Source organism: Actinoplanes oblitus, assembly GCF_030252345.1.
GTDB classification, from domain to species: Bacteria; Actinomycetota; Actinomycetes; order Mycobacteriales; family Micromonosporaceae; genus Actinoplanes; species Actinoplanes oblitus.
This window is the reverse complement of the sequence record NZ_CP126980.1, coordinates 5,656,033-5,671,679: the sequence shown is the minus strand read 5'-3', so window position 1 is coordinate 5,671,679 and position 15,647 is coordinate 5,656,033. Positions and strand designations below refer to the sequence as shown.

Here is a 15,647-nt window from a genome sequence, read left to right as displayed (position 1 = left end):
GTGCCGTGCTCGTCGGCTCGGTCTCGTTGCGTGTGCCGCGCTCATGAGCCGGTTTCGCTCCATGTGCCGTGCTCATCGGGTCGGTCGCGATCCGTGTGCCGCGCTGATGAGCCGGTTTCGTTCCGTGTGCCGTGGTCATCAGTGGTAATCCTGGCCGGTGGGGGCCGGGCAGGCGGCCGGATCGACGGCCAGGGCCAGGCCGAGCAGGTCGTCGAGCGCGTGGCGGATCCGCGGGTCGGCCAGCTCGTAGCGGGTCCGGCGGCCCTGCGGGACGGCCACGACCAGGCCGCAGCCGCGCAGGCAGGCGAGGTGGTTCGAGAGGTTCTGCCGGGTCACGCCGAGCAGGTCGGCGAGCTCGGCCGGGTAGCCGGGCGCGTCGCGCAGCGCGAGCAGCAGCCGGGTCCGGGTCGCGTCCGACAGCGCGTGACCGAATCTGGCCAGTACCTCGGCATGGGCTACCGCCTCCACCCGACCGAGAGTACAGCAGAGTCTGTATTCAGCATCGACTGAACTCACGATCGGGTGAAGCCGGGCTGGCGGATCGAGCCGGTACCGAACGGGCGCCCGGAGAGACGGCCGGCCGCTGGGTGCGGAGCTGTCAGGCAGCGGTGAGCGAGGCGAACTCCTCGTCGGTCAGGTGTACGTCGGCGGCCTTCAGGTTCTCGGTGAGGTGTGCCACCGACGACGTGCCCGGGATCGGCACCATCACCGGCGAACGGCGCAGCAGCCAGGCCAGGGCCAACTGGCCGGTGGTCACGCCCGGGTGCGCCGCGGCCACCCGGTCGAGCGGACCGCCCGGCCGCGCGAGGGCACCGGCGTCGACCGGGGCCCACGGGATGAAGGCGATGCCCTGCTCGGTGCAGAAGTCCAGCAGCTGCTCGGCGCGCCGGTCACCGAGGTTGTACCGGTTCTGCACCGACGCGATGGGCACCCCGGCGGCCTGCGCCTCGCGTACGTCCTCGATGTCCACCTCGGAGAGCCCGACCTGGGTGACCAGGCCCTCGTCCAGGAACGACCGGAGTGCCGCGAACTGCTCGGCGCGGGGCGTACGCGAGTCGATCCGGTGCAGCTGCCACAGGTCGATGGTGTCGACGCCGAGCCGGCGCAGCGAGCCCTCCAGGCACTGCCGCAGGTAGCCGGCGTCACCGCGGGCCACCCACTGGCCGGGTCCGGGGCGGGTGAAACCGCCCTTGGTGGCGACGACCACGGCACCGTAACCCCGGCCGTCGTGCAGTGCCTCGCGGATCAGCTCCTCGGAGACCTCCGGCCCGTACGAATCGGCCGTGTCGATGAAGGTGACCCCGAGCCGGACCGCCTCCCGCAGCACCCGGATCGCCTCGTCCCGATCCCGCGGCGGTCCCCAGACCCCGGTCCCGGTGATCCGCATCGCGCCGAAGCCCAGGCGGTGCACCGTCTTCCCGCCGAGCGAGATGCTGCCGCTGTCAGCGACGGTCATGGTGGTTCCCTTCGTCGATGGTCGCATCTGTCATTAAAGGGGAGGCCGGATGGTGCGGCAGTGGCGGTACTCGCGCTCGGGCCGGTCACCGGCGCGCGGCGGGTCAACGCCCGCAAGAACATCCTCGCGTCGGCGGCCGGCCTGGCCGCGGTCACCGTGTTCGTGGGGACGGGGGATCGTGGCGGTGCTGATCGGCGCGGTGAGCGGTGGCTGGGCCGGCGGGCGGATCAGCGGCCGGGTGCCGGCCGCCGCGGTCCTCGCCGTGGCGATCACCGGGGGTCTGGGCCTGACCGTTTTCTACGCGCACCGGTACTGGCGATTTGTCCCTTGAGCTCAACCGGCGTTGAGGTTTTACGGTGCTGCCGACCGTGGACGAGGGCTGCGCCGGTGGAGGGCAGATGGCGAAGATCGTGGTGTTCGACGAGTTCGGGGGACCGGAGGTGCTACGTCTCGTGGAGGTGCCCGACCCGGTGCCCGGTACCGGGCAGGTGCTGATCAGGGTGCGGTCGGCGGGGGTGCAGCCGGTCGACTGCGCCACCCGGCGGGGCGAGTTCGCGAAGTATCGGCCGCTGCCCTTTCCGATCCGGCTCGGCAACGAGGTGGCGGGGGTTGTCGAGCGGGTGGGCGACGGGGTGACCGACTTCGCGGCGGGGGACGAGGTGATCGCTTTTCTCACGCTGGAGGGGTACGCCGACGCGGTAGTGGTCGCCGCCGACCAGGTGGGCCGGAAACCGGAGAAGATGTCGTGGGCGGAGGCGGGGGTGCTGACGGCTTCCGGGCAGACGGCGTACACGGCGCTTGACGAGCTGGGCGTCGGGCCGCGGGACACGCTGCTGATTCACGCGGCGGCCGGCGGGGTGGGATCGTTCGCCGTCCAGTTGGCGGTGGCCCGCGGGGCGCGGGTGGTCGGTACGGCCAGCGAGCGCAACCATGAATATCTGCTGTCGCTGGGTGCGGTTCCGGTCACCTACGGGCCGGGACTGGCCGACCGGGTGCGGGCGGCGGCACCCCAGGGTGTCACCTGTGTGCTCGACGCGATCGGTGGTGACGCGCTGGACGCCTCGGTGGAGCTGCTTGGCGGGACGGAGCGGATCGTGACGATCGCTGACTGGGCTCGGTCCGCGGAGCTCGGTATCCGCCGGATCGGCACCCAGCGGTCGGTGGCGAAGCTGGACGAGCTGACCCGGCTGTGGTCGGCGGGGCAGCTTCGCGTCGAGGTGGCGGAGACGGTGCCGCTGAGCCGGGCCGCGGACGCGCATCGGCTGGTCGAGACCGGTCATGTGCGGGGGAAGGTGGCACTGGTCGTCGATGCGGGCCGGCATCGTGAAAATCGGTCGCGGGACGGCGTGGGGATCGCCTAACGTGCCTGCGATCAGCGAACGAGGAGGCCATCATGTACCGCGACGAGATTTCCTTTTGAGCCGACCAGCAAGCGCCGCCGGGGGTTCCCTCTAGCGAGACCCAGGTCAAGCGAGGCGACCGGGTGATCGGTCAGGGCAAGGAACTCATCGAGAAACTCGGTGGGAAAGACCCGTGTCCGTGCGGTTCCGGGCGGCGGTTTCCGCAGGTGCTGCCGCGCCGACGGCAGATTCGACGACACCAACGGCCACTATTACGTCCGTGACTGACGGCTGAACCGGGCGATCCGGCAACGGGTCGCCCGGCAGCCGGACTCAGCGGAGGGTGGCGTCCAGGTGGCGGATCAGCTCGCCGACTCGGCCGCCGCCGGCCGGGGCGGGTGGGTAGCGCTTCAGCACGTCGATCACCGCCGGTGAGGCCAGTTCGGCGGACCGGGTGAGGTGGGCCAGGGCGGCGGCCGGGTCGCCGGTGGACAGTTCGCAGGCGCGGGCTGTACTGCCCGCGGCGCCCAGGATGTGGATCACCTGGGTGGCCTTGGACAACGGGTGCAGGAACGCGGCGCCGCAGGTGTGGCCGGCCGCGCGGGCGGCGTCATGGGCGGCGGCACGGCCGAGGTCACGGGACTCCTGGGCGGCGCGGTGGGCGGCGAAGGCGCAGTCGCGCAGGAGTTTCGTCCGCTTGGCGCCGTCGGCGAAACCCCGCGCGGCCTCGATCGCGGCTCGGGGCCGGGGGTCGTCCGGGTGCTCGCGCTCGTAGATCTCCAGGGCCGGGCGCGCGCAGGCGACAGCGAAGCCGGTGACTTCTCGGAGTTCGGACAGGCTGAGTGCGATCGCGGCATCGTCCGTCATGCCGCCCATCCTTCAATACCGGTTCCACCCGCGAGCCCGAGACGGCGGTTCGAGCGGCGAGACGGATGAGCGCCCCGAAGCCACGGCGAGCACGCCCTGTCCCGGGACCGCGAGGGTTGTGGAATTGACCGTCAGTGGCCACGGGCAGTGAAGAGGGCGGCGATCGCTGTGGACGCGCAGCGGCCAGATCGCCGCCCTCGGCCCGCGCGGGAGCATGCGATCCGTACCCCAGCGGACCTGCGCAAATGAAGATCTTGAAGGTGATCTCCAAAGGAATGGCGAGAGCCGGCGAGGGCGTAGAGCAGCGTTGATCAGGCCCTGGCGAGTGCCGGCTCCGAGAGGTCGAAGCCGAGCACCGGGGGCGCGTCGAAGTAGCCGGCGGTGGACGCGTAGGTGGCCGCCGACACGGCTTTCATGTCGGCGTCGCCGGCGGCTTCGCTGTCCCGCATGCCACCATCATGCGCCGATCGGTGGCCGCTCCGTCGAGGTCGTGGCGAGCAGCAAGGTCGCTGTCGCCGCGCAGGCCGCGGCCACCACAAAGATCAAACCCGGTTTTCCGTACGCGAGAAGCGCCCCGAAAGCAGCACCCGCCGCCAGTGGCACCACGGTCTCGGCCACCGCCCCGATCGCGGACAGCGCGCCCTGCACCGTGCCCTGCTCGCCGGCGCCGGCCGTGGCCGAGATCCAGGACTGGGCCGCCGCGCCGCCGGCCGAGGCGGGCACGCCGACCACCAGCAGCACGTAGAGCTGCCAGGGGGTGGACGCGAAGGCCGTACCGGCGAAGACCGTGACGCTCAGCAGGCCGCCGGCGACGGCGGTCCGCTTCTCGCCGAGCCGGCGGACGATCGGGCCGACCGCCCGGGCCTGGAAGAGCGCGCCGGCCAGCGCACTCGCGGCGATCACCAGCCCGACGTGCGTGGTGGTCCAGGCGAACCGATAGGTCAGGAAGAACGCCCAGGTGGCCTGCTGGATCATCCGGGCCAGGTCGGCGCAGAGCCGGGCACCGGCGAGGCGGCCGAGCACCGGGCGGCGCAGGAGCGCGGCGATCGCGCCGAGCGGGTTGGTGGTGCGCGCGGTGAGCGGGGTGGTGCGGTCGCCGGGGCGGGACTCCGGCAGGATCAGGCGGCCGTAGGCGAGGTTCGCGAACGACAGGGCGGCCGCGGCGAAGAACGGCAGCCGGACGTCGACAGCGCCGAGCAGGCCACCGATCGTGGGACCGGCCACGAACCCGAGGCCGAAGGCGGCGCCCACCAGACCGTAGGCCCGGGCCCGCCCCTCCGGCGGCGTCACGTCGGCGAGGTACGCGTTGACCACCGTCCCGGTGCCGGCGCAGGCCCCGGCCACGGCGTGGAAGAGCAGCAGCGTCCACGGGCTGCCGGCCAGCGCGTGGGCCAGCCAGTCGACGCCGAGGCAGGCCAGCGAGAGCAGCAGGACCGGGCGGCGACCGTAGCGGTCGGCGAGCCGGCCGAGCAGCGGTGACGCGCCGAACTGGAGCAGCCCGAAGGTGGTGCCGAGCAGCCCGGACCAGAGGACCGCCCGGCCCGGATCGGCGGTCAGCTCGGTCAGCAGGGCGGGCACGATCGGCACGATCAGGCCCAGCCCGAGCATGTCGAGGAAGACGGTGAACAGCAGGAAGGAGAGGGCGTCGGCCCGGCGCATGCGCGGATCCTCCAGTCGTGAGGGACAGGGCCCCTCCCGACTCGAGGTACGGAGGATCAGATTATCGGTGCCGTCAAATCGTCGTCACCGTGCCGACTGCCTACAGTGCGGTACAGCCGTGGCGTTGTCGCACCATGCTCGGCTGCTGGTGAGCGAGGCCGGCCGGATCGATCCGCATCCAGTACCGCGTGATGACACCGTCCTCGACGTGAGCGCCGACGGGGTATGAGCAGCACCGCCGTCCGGGGTGTGCGGCCGGCCGCCGGGCCGGACCGCGGAAAACCGCAGCCCGGCCCGGATCCGTCAGGCCGGTTCGAAGCCGGCGATGTGCAGGGCGAAGGCGCGGATCGAGCCGACGTCACCGTTGGCGTAGTCGGCGACCTTGAACGTCCAGGTCCCGTCGACCGGGGAGACCCGCAGCGAGGAGAGCGGTTCGTTCGGTTTCCAGGTGCCGGTGAACGGCGCGTTGTCCGCGGTGACCGAGGCGAACGGGGTCGTCGCGGCGTCGTCGAAGACGACCTGGCAGAGGTTGTTGCCGTTGCCGCCGCGGCGGCTGAACAGCGTCGCGGTCCGGCCGTCCGGCGCGGTCAGCGTGCCGATCAGGTCACCGGCCCAGGTGTGGTCGATGCCGACGGTGGTCGCCGCGGCGTCGGTGGTGCAGGTGCCGCCGTCGATGGAGAAGGTCAGCGAGGAGGCGACGCCGACGCCGCTGACGTCCACCGTGGCGCTGGCGCCGGCCGGGTTGTTGTCCGGGATCGCCAGCGGCGCGCCGCTGTAGGCGAAGTCGCGCGCCGGCGTCGGATGCCCCGTCGGCACCGACACCGTGCTCGTCGTGGGCGACAGGGTACCGGCGAACGTGGTCTTCACCCGCAACGACACCGGGCGGCCGAGCGGATAGTCGGCGGCCAGCTTGATCTTGAAGTTCTTCGTCTTGGCGGCGCCGGCGGCGATGGTTCCGTACGACGCGGCGCGCGGCGTCACCGTCACCCGCGCGTCGTCCGGGTCGACCACCTGGCTGACGCCGGTAGCGGTGCCGTCGCCGACGTTGACCGCGGGCAGCGCCACGGTGCCCTGCTCGCCCGGCTCCAGGTAACCGTCGCCGTCGCCGGTGGTCTCGGTGACCGCCGGTGTCCCGGCCCTCACCAGCGGCTGCGGTGTCGCACCGGTGTTGCGCAGCAGCAGGTCGGCACGGATCACGCCGTAACCGGTACGCACGTCGTAGCCGGCCGGCGCCAGGTCGAGCGCGGTACCGGTCAGCGCGGCGCGGATCTCGGCGTTGGTCATCCCCGGATTGCCGGAGAGGGCCAGCGCGGCGATCGCGGCGGCGTGCGGCGCGGCCGCCGAGGTGCCGAAGAACGGCGCGAAGTCCGGCACCGAGGTCAGCACGCCGTCGGCAGCGGTGATCTGCGGCTTGTCGCGGACGACGCCGCCGGTCGAGGTGAAGTCACCGGGCGTGATCGGGGTGCCGTCCGCCCGGTAGAAGATCCGGCGCGGACCGTCCGAGGTGAACCGTTCCGGCTTGGTCTGCTTGGTGAACACGTTCGGGTACGGCCCGGCCGGGTTCGGCGGGTCGCCGGCCTCCAGGTCGAACGGCAGCGGGTCGTGCGCCGGAGCGGCGGCCACCGCGAACGCCTGCTCGGCGGCGTTGTGCCCGCGTAGCACGCCCGGCGTGGAGAATCCCTTGAGTTGCCCGTCCGGTGAGTCGGTGAACCGGCCCCGGAACGCGGTGAGCTGCAGGTAGCGTGCCGCGCCGGAGTACTTCACCACGGCCAGCCGCTGGTTGATCGCCACGTCGTCGGTGGCGAGGATCTCGAACGGGTCGTCATTGCCGTCCTGGGTGTCCTGCGAGAAGTCGGTGACGTTGCCGGCCGAGTCGAGCAGGTAGAGGTCGTAGTCGTTGGCCGAGCCGCCCAGCGGGTCCGCCCACCACAGCGTGGTGACCACGCCGTTGCTGTTGCGCGACAGCGGGTTCAGCACCTGCACGCCCGGACCCGGATCGAAGTCGTGTGCCTGGCCGACGAACTTGCCGATGCCCCGGCCGGAGTCGACGAAGTCGCCCTCCCAGTTGCCGGAGGTGCCGTCGAGGGTGTTGCCCTCGTTGCCGGCCGAGCTGAAGTAGAACGCGCCGTCGGCCGTCACCGCGTTCACCGCCTGTGCCGGCAGGCCGTCCTGGAACGGGCTCTCGTGGTAGTACACGACGTCGTCGACGATGATGTCGCAGTGCGCGGTGAAGCGCAGCGCCCGGATGTTCTCGGCGAAGCTCGCCTCGCCGTTGAACGCTGTCGCGAAGCCGAGCTGCGCGTTCGGCACCAGATCGTGGATGATCTCCAGCATCGCGGTGCCCTCGTCGCCGTCACCCTCCTGACCGGGCAGCACGTCGACGTCGGGCGGCAGCTCGCCGCCGGCCTGCGACGCGGTCAGCGAGTTCACCCCGTCGGAGAGCGCGCAGACCTTCACGCCGGTGCCGGTGACCTTGTACTTCTTGCGGGCGGTGTCGGCCGCGTGGGTGCGGTCGCCCTCGGAGACCACCTCGCCGACCGCGGCGATCGCGGCGGCCTTCGCCTGCTGCTCCTTCTCCTTCGCCTCCTTCGACTGGTTCCGGGTGGCCGGGTCGGTCTCGTGCCCGGTGATCGCCCCGTGTTCGAGGCCGACCCGGGTCACGTCCGACCAGCCGGCGATCACCGGCAGTGCGGCCAGCGGCGCGTCGACCAGCACGGTGCCGGTCCTCGGTGACGAGAAGCGGATGGCCGCGCCGGCCTGGCGCAGCCGGGTGAGCAGGCCGCTGTCGACCCGGCCGGCGTGGATCTCGACCTGGGTGGTGCCGGACCTGCTGACCTCGACACCGGTGGTGAGCCTCGGCAGCGCGCCCGCCGCCACCTTGCTCTCCCGTCTACGCAGCTCGATGGCGAGCCGGCTGTCGAGCTTGCGTTCCGTCGCGGTCAGCGACTTCTTGAGCTGCTGGAGCGCGTTGATCTGGGCGTAGGACCGGTCGTCCGGGCCGGCCGGTGCCTGAGCGTTCGCGGCCGGTGCGGCGAGGGCGGTAACCGTCGCGCCGATCGCGAGCACCGTCACCGCACGCCGGAGTGTTCGTCTGCTGGGACTGTTCAATGCCACTGCCCCCCAATGACAGGCATCGATGCGATGCCTGTGGATGCTAGCCGCATTGCGATCAGTAATCGACACCTTGCGGTCGGTTACTTCGGGTAGGTGATCCGCTCGCGCGCCTCCAGCAGCGCGGCCAGCGGGGGCCTCGTCGGGGGCTGTCGAGAAAGAAAACGGTGTAACTCGGTCATGGTGCAGGTCGGTTGCGGCCTGCGGTGAGGCGGCCGTCGAAGGCGTCGAGGGCGGGCACCCCGCGCACGCCCCGTTCCTGAAATGTCAGTTGACACTAACGTTAGTCATCACTAACGTATGCGGTGTGGTCGAGGGCGGGAGGAGGCGGTCGTGGACGTCCGGTGGCGTTTACCGAGATCATCGGGGTGAGCACTAGCGGGGCGGGACGATGGAGGTGGCCGGGTGGCCGGGGACGAGTCGCAGGTCGACGACGCGCTGCGAGCGCTGGCCGAGCCGCGCCGGCGGGCGATCCTTCGCCTGGTCGTGGCCGACGAGCTGGCGGCCGGGGAGATCGCGGCGGCCTTCGACGTGACCCGGACCGCGATCAGCCAGCACCTGACCGTGCTGAAGGACGCCGGCCTGGTCAGCGAGCGGCGGGCCGGCACCCGGCGGTTCTACCGGGCACGACCGGAGGGGCTGGCCGGGTTGCGCGAGTTCCTCGACGAGATGTGGGGCGACGCCCTCGACGTCGGCCGGCGACTGGTCGAGGCCGAGCGTGCGGCCGGCGCGCCCGGCGCGTCGTCGGACGTGGCCTGACCGGGCGGCGAGCCGCCCGGAGCGACGTGGCCCGATGAACGGCAGGAATGCCGCCAGTGACGTCGGGCTGATCGCGGCGCCGGCCTGCCATGATCCTTCCGTGTCCGACAATGTTCGCCCGCTGAGGCGTCCACCGATCCGGCAGCAGACCATCGTGCGCAGCGACCGGGCGCACACCTTCGAGGTGTTCGTCCGCGACATCGGGGCCTGGTGGCCGGCCCGCCCGCTCTCCCTGGGTCAGGAGAAGGTCGTCGCGGTGACCTTCGAGCGCGAGCTCGGCGGCCGCGTCTTCGAGACGTGGGCGGACGGCACCCGGGTCGACTGGGGTGAGGTCATCCTCTGGCAGCCGCCGGAACGGTTCGCGATGACCTGGACGATTCTGCCCGCCGTCACCGAGGTCGAGCTGGCGTTCACCGAGTTGGGCCCGGCGCTGACCCGGGTGGCCCTGGAACACCGCGGCTGGGAGCGGCTCACCGAGGAGCAGCTGGCCGCCGCTACGTCGGTCCCCGGCGGCTACTCGGCCGGCTGGAAGACCATTCTGGAACTCTTCGCGAAAACTGTGGAAGGAGCTTGACGTGCGCTTTCTCGCACAGGCGGTGCACTATCCGAAGCCGGAGCACCGGGACGATCTGGTGGCCGCGATGGACCGGATGCGCGCGGCGTCAGCGGGCGTGCCCGGGCTGGAGCAGATCGGCGGTTTCGAGGACGCCGACGGCGGCCGGATCATCGCCGTCTCGATCTGGTCGTCGCTGGAGGCGTTGCAGGCCGGGATGGCGACGCTGGGCGGGGCGATCGCCGACGTGCCGTTCGCCGAGTGGGAGCGGCGGGAACACTCGCTGGAGTTCTTCCCGCAGGTCGCCTGAGCATCACCCATGGTGGACAGCGCCGTTACGATGTGGCGATGCCGGGCGTCGCGGATCCGTGGACGCTGGCGGTGCACGCCGCCGAGACCGGGACCGCGCCGCTGGGCACCGCGGTGGCGATCTCCGCGCGCCGGGCGCTGACCTGCGCGCACGTGGTGCTGGGGCAGGGTGCGCCGCTCGACGCGCTGTGGGTGTCCTTTCCCAAGGTCGGGTCGGCGTGGCGGACCCGGCGCCGGGTGCGCCGGGTGGTTCACGACGCCGGTGACCACGAGATCGCCGATGTGGCGGTGCTGCACTTCGCGGAGGATCTGCCGGTCGTTCCGGCCCGGCTGAAACGGCCCGCGCCCGAGGCGCTGGCCGGGCTGCGCTGGTGGGCGTTCGGTTTCCCGGTCACCAGCAGGCTGCACGGCAACGAGGCGAGCGGCCGGGTCGGTGCCCAGCTGGGATACGGCTGCGTGCGGCTGGACACCGACTCGCCCTATCCGGTGGAGCAGGGGTTCAGCGGCGCCGGCCTGTGGGTGCCCGACTACCAGGCGGTCGTCGGCATCGTCGGGCGGGCGCTGGCTCGCGGCGACCGGCGTGGTGACGCGCAGGCGCTGACCGTGGCCCAGATCGACGCCTTCCTGCCGGACGAGCGGCTGCGCGTGCTCGCCGACTGGTCGGCACCGGAGTCCGAGCCGTGGAACCGGCAACTCGCGGTCCGGCCAGGCCATGTCCGAGAAACTCACGCCGAACAAGGCCGCGGCGAAGAAGGCCACGCCACGGGAGGCGAGAGCGGGGGAGGCGGTGGCCGGGAAAGCGCCTGGGAGAGTGACGGCTGGGGAAGCGACTGGGAAAGCGGCCGCCAGGGAGCCGGCGGTCGAGAGATCCGCGACCCGGAAGACCGCAGCCGGGCGAACCGCGAAGGCTGGCGGCTCGCCGACGACCGGGAGGCCGGCCGGCACTGGCGGCCCCGCTCCCGCGGAGTCACCACCGAAGCCGAACCCGGCCACCGTTTCCGCGGTCGCGAGACGGCCCTGCGCCGGATCGTCGGCTGGCTGGACCGCCCGGCCTCCGACCACCGGGTGCTGGTGGTGACCGGCTCACCCGGCGCCGGCAAGTCAGCCGTGCTCGCCCGGGTGGTCACCACCGCCGACGCCGGCTACCGAGCCGAGCTCCCCGCCGACGACCGGGCGGTCGCCGCGACGGTCGGCTCGGTGGGCTGCGCCGTGCACGCCAAGGGCAAGACCGCACTGGAGGTCGCCCGGGAGATCGCCCGCGCCGTCTCCGCGCCGCTGCCCGACGAAGTGGACGATTTGGTGACCGCTCTGGCCCCCGGCACCGAGCGGTTCAACCTGGTGATCGACGCGGTCGACGAGGCGAGCAGCCCGGCCGAGGCCCGCGCGATACTGGCCCGGATCGCGCTGCCGCTGGTCCAGCACACCACCGGCGTCCAGGTCGTGCTCGGCACCCGGCGACACGACCCGGAGGGTGACCTGCTGGGCCGGCTGGGAGCGGCCGCCGAGATCATCGACCTGGACGACCGGGACCACTTCGCGTTCGCGGACCTGCGCGACTACACCCTGGCGACGCTGCGACGACCGGGGAATCCGTACGCCGCCAGCCCGGTGACCGAGCTCGTGGCCGATCGGATCGCCCGGCTCGCCGACGGGAACTTCCTCGTCGCCGGCCTGGAAGCGCGGATGCGCGTCCTCTACGACACCCGTCCGGCCGATCCGGCGACGATCCGGTTGAGCGCCGGCGTCGACGACGCGCTGCACTCCTACCTGGCCCGGCTCCCGGCCGTCGGCGGGACACCGGCGCGGACCCTGCTCGCCGCGCTCGCCTACGCGGAGGCGCCCGGCTGGTCCGCGACCCTGTGGCAGGTCGCTGTGGAGTCGCTCGGTGGGCGGGTGAGCGAGCCGGTGCTCGACCGGTTCGCCCGGTCCGCGGCGGCGAATTTCCTGGTGGAGACGTCGGCGGCGGGGGAGGAGCCGACGTTCCGGCTGTTCCACCAGGCACTCAACGACGCCCTGCTGCGGGACCGGGGGGCCGGGGTGGCGCTTGACGAGAGGCAGCTGACCCGGGCCTTCCTGGCCCACGGCCGGGCGGTCGGCTGGGCGAACGCGCCGCGCTACCTGCTGCGGTCGCTGCCGGGGCACGCCCAGCGGGCCGGCCTCGTCGACGACCTGGTCGCCGACGACGGGTACCTGCTGCACGCCGACCTGCTGCGGCTGATCCCGGCGACCACGGCGGCCGGCCCGGCCCGTGCCCGGATGCTGCGCCTCACCCCGCAGGCGATCAGCGCGGGTCCGGCCGAGCGGGCCGCGATGTTCAGCGTGACCCAGGCCTTCGAGGGGACGCCGCCGGGCTTCGCCGGGCAGCCGGCGCCCTATCGCGGCCGGTGGGCGACGGTGCCGCGCCGGATCGAGCGGATGAGTTTCGAGGGGCACACCGACCAGGTCAACGACGTGTGCCTGCTGGCGGTGGACGGCCGGAGCGTGCTGGCCACGGCGAGCCACGATCGCACGGTGCGGCTCTGGGACCCGGCTACCGGCACCGAAGAGCAGCGGCTGCACGGGCACACCGGCGCCGTGACAGCGCTCTGCCCGGTGACCCTGGACGGCCGTAACCTGCTGGCCACCGTGGCCGACGACGGCACTGTGCGGATCTCGGACCCGCTGACCGGTACCCAGCAGCGGGTGTTCAGCGCGCGGACCGCGGCGGTCAAGGCGATCCGCGCCCTCACCGTGGACGGCGACCAGCGGCTCGCGGTCGCGGGCGACGACGGCGTCCTGCGCACCTTCGACCCGATGACCGGCGACGAGAGGACCCGTTGCACCGGCCACTCCGGCACGATAAAGGCGCTCTGCCTGATCGGCGACCGGCTCGCGACCGCGTGTGAGGACCGGACCGTCCGGATCTGGGACCCCGCCACCGGCGCCGAACTGCTGCGCCTGACCGGCCACACCGCCGCGGTGAACGACGTCTGCCCCGTCGGCCACCTGCTGGCCACCGTCAGCAACGACCGCACCGTCCGCCTGTGGGACCCGGCGACCGGCCGGGAACGACGATGCCTGCGTGGCCACGACTCCCCGGTGAACGGCGTCTGCGCCGTGACCCTCGGCGCCGAGACCCTGCTCGCCACCACCGACGACCACGGTGCCATCCGGCTCTGGGACCCGGCGACCGGAACATTGCGCCACGGCTTCCGCGGCCACGTCGGCTGGACGCGGCGGATCCGCGCGGTGCTGCTCGACGGCGAGACGCTGCTCGTCACGGCCGGCCTGGACGGCACGGCCCGGTTGTGGGACCCGCTGATCGCCGACGAGCAGCGCCGCCGCGGTGACCGGGTCGACGTGATACTGCCGATCGCCGGGGTGGCGGTGACCGCCGGGGCCTCCGGCGCGGTCCGGGTCTGGGATCCGGCGACCGGTGCCGAACGCGACGAGCCGGACCAGCACGTCGGCCGGGTCACCGCGATCTGCTTGATAGCCGTGGACGGGCGGTCGCTGCTGGCGGTGGCCATGGCCGATCGGACCGTGCACTTCCACGATCCGCTCACCGGCGAGTGCCGGCACCGGCTGGCGCGGCACACCGGTGGGGTCGGCGCCGCCTGCGAGATCCGGCTCGGCGGCCGGGTCCTGCTCGCCACCGGGGAGAACGACGGCACGGTCCGGCTCTGGGATCCGCTCACCGGTGCGTGCCGGCACCGCTGGAAGCGGCACACCGGCCGGATCAGCGCGCTCTGCCCGATCGAGGCCGGCGGTGAGACGCTGCTGGCCACGGCCGGCCACGGGCGGGTCGGCGTGTGGGATCCGGGCACCGGCGAGGCGCGCGGCGACCAGCGCCGGCTGCGAACCCTGGGCTGGGTCAACGCGCTGCGCCCGATCCCGGTGGAGGGCCGGGCCATGCTGCTCAGCGGCGGCTTCCAGATCGCCCGGATCTCGGATCCGGTCAGCGGCGCCGAGATCCGCCGATTCGAGGGACACGCCGGCGTGGTGAGCGACGTCTGCCCGGTCCGGCTCGGCGACCGGCTCGCCGTCGTCACCGTCGGCGAGGACCGCACGGCCCGGGTGTTCGACGTCGCCGACGGCCGCTGCCTGGTCACCATTCCGCTGCACCATCTCGGCCTGACCTGCGCCTGGGTCGACGGGCTGCTGCTGATCGGCCTGGACACCGGGCTGCTCGCCATCGACCTCGACCCGTTCGCTGTGGATCAGAGCAGGCTGCCCGCGTGGACGTGACGGGGATCGACCCGAAACCGGCGCACCCCGGCCCGGCGGTACAACTGCTGGCCGGGCGGCGAGGACGACTTCGCCGCCGGCCGGTGCTGCGCGAGACTTCGTGATCCGGGCGCCGCAGCCGTACCGAAAGCCGGTGGTGATCCGCGAGCGAGGCGGACCGGGACCGCTCAGTCGGTCGGGGCCGCCGCGGTCAGGGTGAGGTTCTCGCCGCTGGCGGCGTCGAAGACGTGCATCCGCTCCGGGTCGAACCACAGCTCGGCGGCCGATCCGGAGACGACCCGGCTGTTCACGTCCAGGGCCACCACCAGCTGGGTGCGCATCTGCTCGCTGTCCAGCTCGCGCTCCAGTTCCTCCAGCTGCTTGGTGATCTCCGGTGACGCCTCGTAGGGCACGTACGCGTACAGCTGAGCGCCCAGCCACTCGGTGACGTCCACGTCGGCGGAGAACGTCCGCCCGCGCGCCCGCTTGTCCGCCGGCACCAGGCTGGCGTCCTCGAAGTGTTCCGGCCGCAGCCCGAGGATGACCAGTTCCCGGTCGGCGACCCGGGACAGTCGTGCCCCGGCCGGGCTGACCGTCCCGAACGGCGTGTCGATCTGCCCGCCCTTGACCCGGCCGGGGACGAAGTTCATCGGGGGCGAGCCGATGAACCCGGCCACGAACAGGTTCGCCGGCTCCTCGTAGAGCTGCCGTGCCGTGCCGACCTGCTGCAGCACGCCGCGGCGCAGCACCGCGATCCGATCACCCAGGGTCATCGCCTCGGTCTGGTCGTGGGTGACGTAGACGGTGGTGGTGCCCAGCCGTTTCTGCATCCGGGCGATCTCGGTGCGCATCTGCCCGCGCAGCTTGGCGTCCAGGTTGGACAGCGGCTCGTCGAAGAGGAACGCGTCGGCCTTGCGGACGATGGCCCGGCCCATCGCCACCCGCTGCCGCTGCCCGCCGGACAGGTGCGCCGGCTTGCGGTCCAGGTGCTCGGTCAGTTGCAGCAGCTCGGCGGCGGTCCGCACGCGTTCGCGCACCTCGGCGTCCGGGGTGTTGCGCAGGCGCAGCGGGAACGCGATGTTCTCGAAGACGGTCAGGTGCGGGTAGAGCGCGTAGTTCTGGAACACCATGGACAGGTTCCGGTCCCGGGGCGCCTTCTGGTTCACCCGCACGTCACCGATCATCATGTCGCCGGAGGTGATGTCCTCCAGGCCGACGATCATGCGCAGCAGTGTCGACTTGCCGCAGCCGGACGGGCCGACCAGGATGACGAACTCGCCGTCGGCGATGTCCAGGCTCACGTTGTCGACGGCCTGGTAGCCGTCGCTGTACCGCTTGACGATGTTGCGCATGCTGATCGCGGCCATGGCCGGTTCCTCCTCGACAG

The 15,647-nt window shown here is 72.4% G+C and carries 14 protein-coding genes; 7 read left to right on the top strand and 7 right to left on the bottom strand.

Going from position 1 to position 15,647, the window contains the following annotated elements:
- Window positions 1-138: 138 nt before the first annotated feature.
- Both Actob_RS25610 and Actob_RS25605 read right to left on the bottom strand, forming a co-directional pair.
- Window positions 139-468, bottom strand: coding sequence for an ArsR/SmtB family transcription factor (locus Actob_RS25610; RefSeq protein WP_284914363.1), 330 nt, complete (start codon window positions 466-468; stop codon window positions 139-141).
- A 130-nt stretch (window positions 469-598) separates the two neighbouring features.
- A complete protein-coding gene (locus Actob_RS25605; protein WP_284914362.1) occupies window positions 599-1,456 on the bottom strand; it encodes an aldo/keto reductase in 858 nt (285 codons plus the stop codon).
- 178 nt (window positions 1,457-1,634) lie between these two features.
- Between Actob_RS25605 and Actob_RS25600 the strand changes: the two genes are divergently transcribed.
- The 3 genes from Actob_RS25600 to Actob_RS44105 all read left to right on the top strand — a co-directional run bounded on the left by Actob_RS25600 (window position 1,635) and on the right by Actob_RS44105 (window position 3,080).
- Entirely contained in the window at window positions 1,635-1,787 is a 153-nt protein-coding gene (locus Actob_RS25600) for a hypothetical protein (RefSeq protein WP_284914361.1), read from the top strand.
- Between the two features lie 25 nt (window positions 1,788-1,812).
- Complete coding sequence (locus Actob_RS25595; protein ID WP_284914360.1) at window positions 1,813-2,817, top strand: NADP-dependent oxidoreductase; 1,005 nt, start codon at window positions 1,813-1,815, stop codon at window positions 2,815-2,817.
- 122 nt (window positions 2,818-2,939) lie between these two features.
- On the top strand, window positions 2,940-3,080 hold the full coding sequence (locus Actob_RS44105; protein ID WP_407653392.1) for an SEC-C metal-binding domain-containing protein: 141 nt from the start codon (window positions 2,940-2,942) through the stop codon (window positions 3,078-3,080).
- Between the two features lie 49 nt (window positions 3,081-3,129).
- On the opposite strand, the gene Actob_RS25590 is transcribed toward Actob_RS44105, so the two are convergent.
- The 4 genes from Actob_RS25590 to Actob_RS25575 form a co-directional block, all read right to left on the bottom strand.
- The gene (locus tag Actob_RS25590) at window positions 3,130-3,663 is read right to left on the bottom strand and encodes a putative immunity protein (protein WP_284914359.1); all 534 of its coding nucleotides are present in this window, start codon (window positions 3,661-3,663) and stop codon (window positions 3,130-3,132) included.
- A 311-nt stretch (window positions 3,664-3,974) separates the two neighbouring features.
- Entirely contained in the window at window positions 3,975-4,112 is a 138-nt protein-coding gene (locus tag Actob_RS25585; protein WP_284914358.1) for a hypothetical protein, read from the bottom strand.
- Window positions 4,113-4,119: 7 nt separating this feature from the next.
- Window positions 4,120-5,322 (bottom strand): MFS transporter, encoded by a 1,203-nt coding sequence (locus Actob_RS25580; RefSeq protein WP_284914357.1) that lies wholly within the window; start codon window positions 5,320-5,322, stop codon window positions 4,120-4,122.
- A gap of 303 nt (window positions 5,323-5,625) precedes the next feature.
- Window positions 5,626-8,394, bottom strand: coding sequence for a S8 family serine peptidase (locus Actob_RS25575; RefSeq protein WP_284914356.1), 2,769 nt, complete (start codon window positions 8,392-8,394; stop codon window positions 5,626-5,628).
- Window positions 8,395-8,838: 444 nt separating this feature from the next.
- Here Actob_RS25575 and Actob_RS25570 point away from each other — a divergent pair, with 444 nt between their 5' ends.
- From Actob_RS25570 to Actob_RS25555, 4 genes are all read left to right on the top strand, one after another.
- Window positions 8,839-9,192 carry an ArsR/SmtB family transcription factor gene (locus tag Actob_RS25570; protein ID WP_284914355.1) on the top strand — a complete coding sequence of 118 codons (354 nt, stop codon included), beginning with the start codon at window positions 8,839-8,841 and terminating at the stop codon, window positions 9,190-9,192.
- Window positions 9,193-9,292: 100 nt separating this feature from the next.
- A complete protein-coding gene (locus Actob_RS25565) occupies window positions 9,293-9,766 on the top strand; it encodes an SRPBCC domain-containing protein (protein WP_284914354.1) in 474 nt (157 codons plus the stop codon).
- A 1-nt stretch (window position 9,767) separates the two neighbouring features.
- The gene (locus Actob_RS25560; RefSeq protein WP_284914353.1) at window positions 9,768-10,055 is read left to right on the top strand and encodes a putative quinol monooxygenase; all 288 of its coding nucleotides are present in this window, start codon (window positions 9,768-9,770) and stop codon (window positions 10,053-10,055) included.
- Between the two features lie 38 nt (window positions 10,056-10,093).
- Window positions 10,094-14,281 carry an AAA family ATPase gene (locus Actob_RS25555; protein ID WP_284914352.1) on the top strand — a complete coding sequence of 1,396 codons (4,188 nt, stop codon included), beginning with the start codon at window positions 10,094-10,096 and terminating at the stop codon, window positions 14,279-14,281.
- 167 nt (window positions 14,282-14,448) lie between these two features.
- Here Actob_RS25555 and Actob_RS25550 read toward each other — a convergent pair whose 3' ends face one another.
- Window positions 14,449-15,627 (bottom strand): ABC transporter ATP-binding protein, encoded by a 1,179-nt coding sequence (locus tag Actob_RS25550; protein ID WP_284914351.1) that lies wholly within the window; start codon window positions 15,625-15,627, stop codon window positions 14,449-14,451.
- Between the last annotated feature and the right edge of the window lie 20 nt (window positions 15,628-15,647).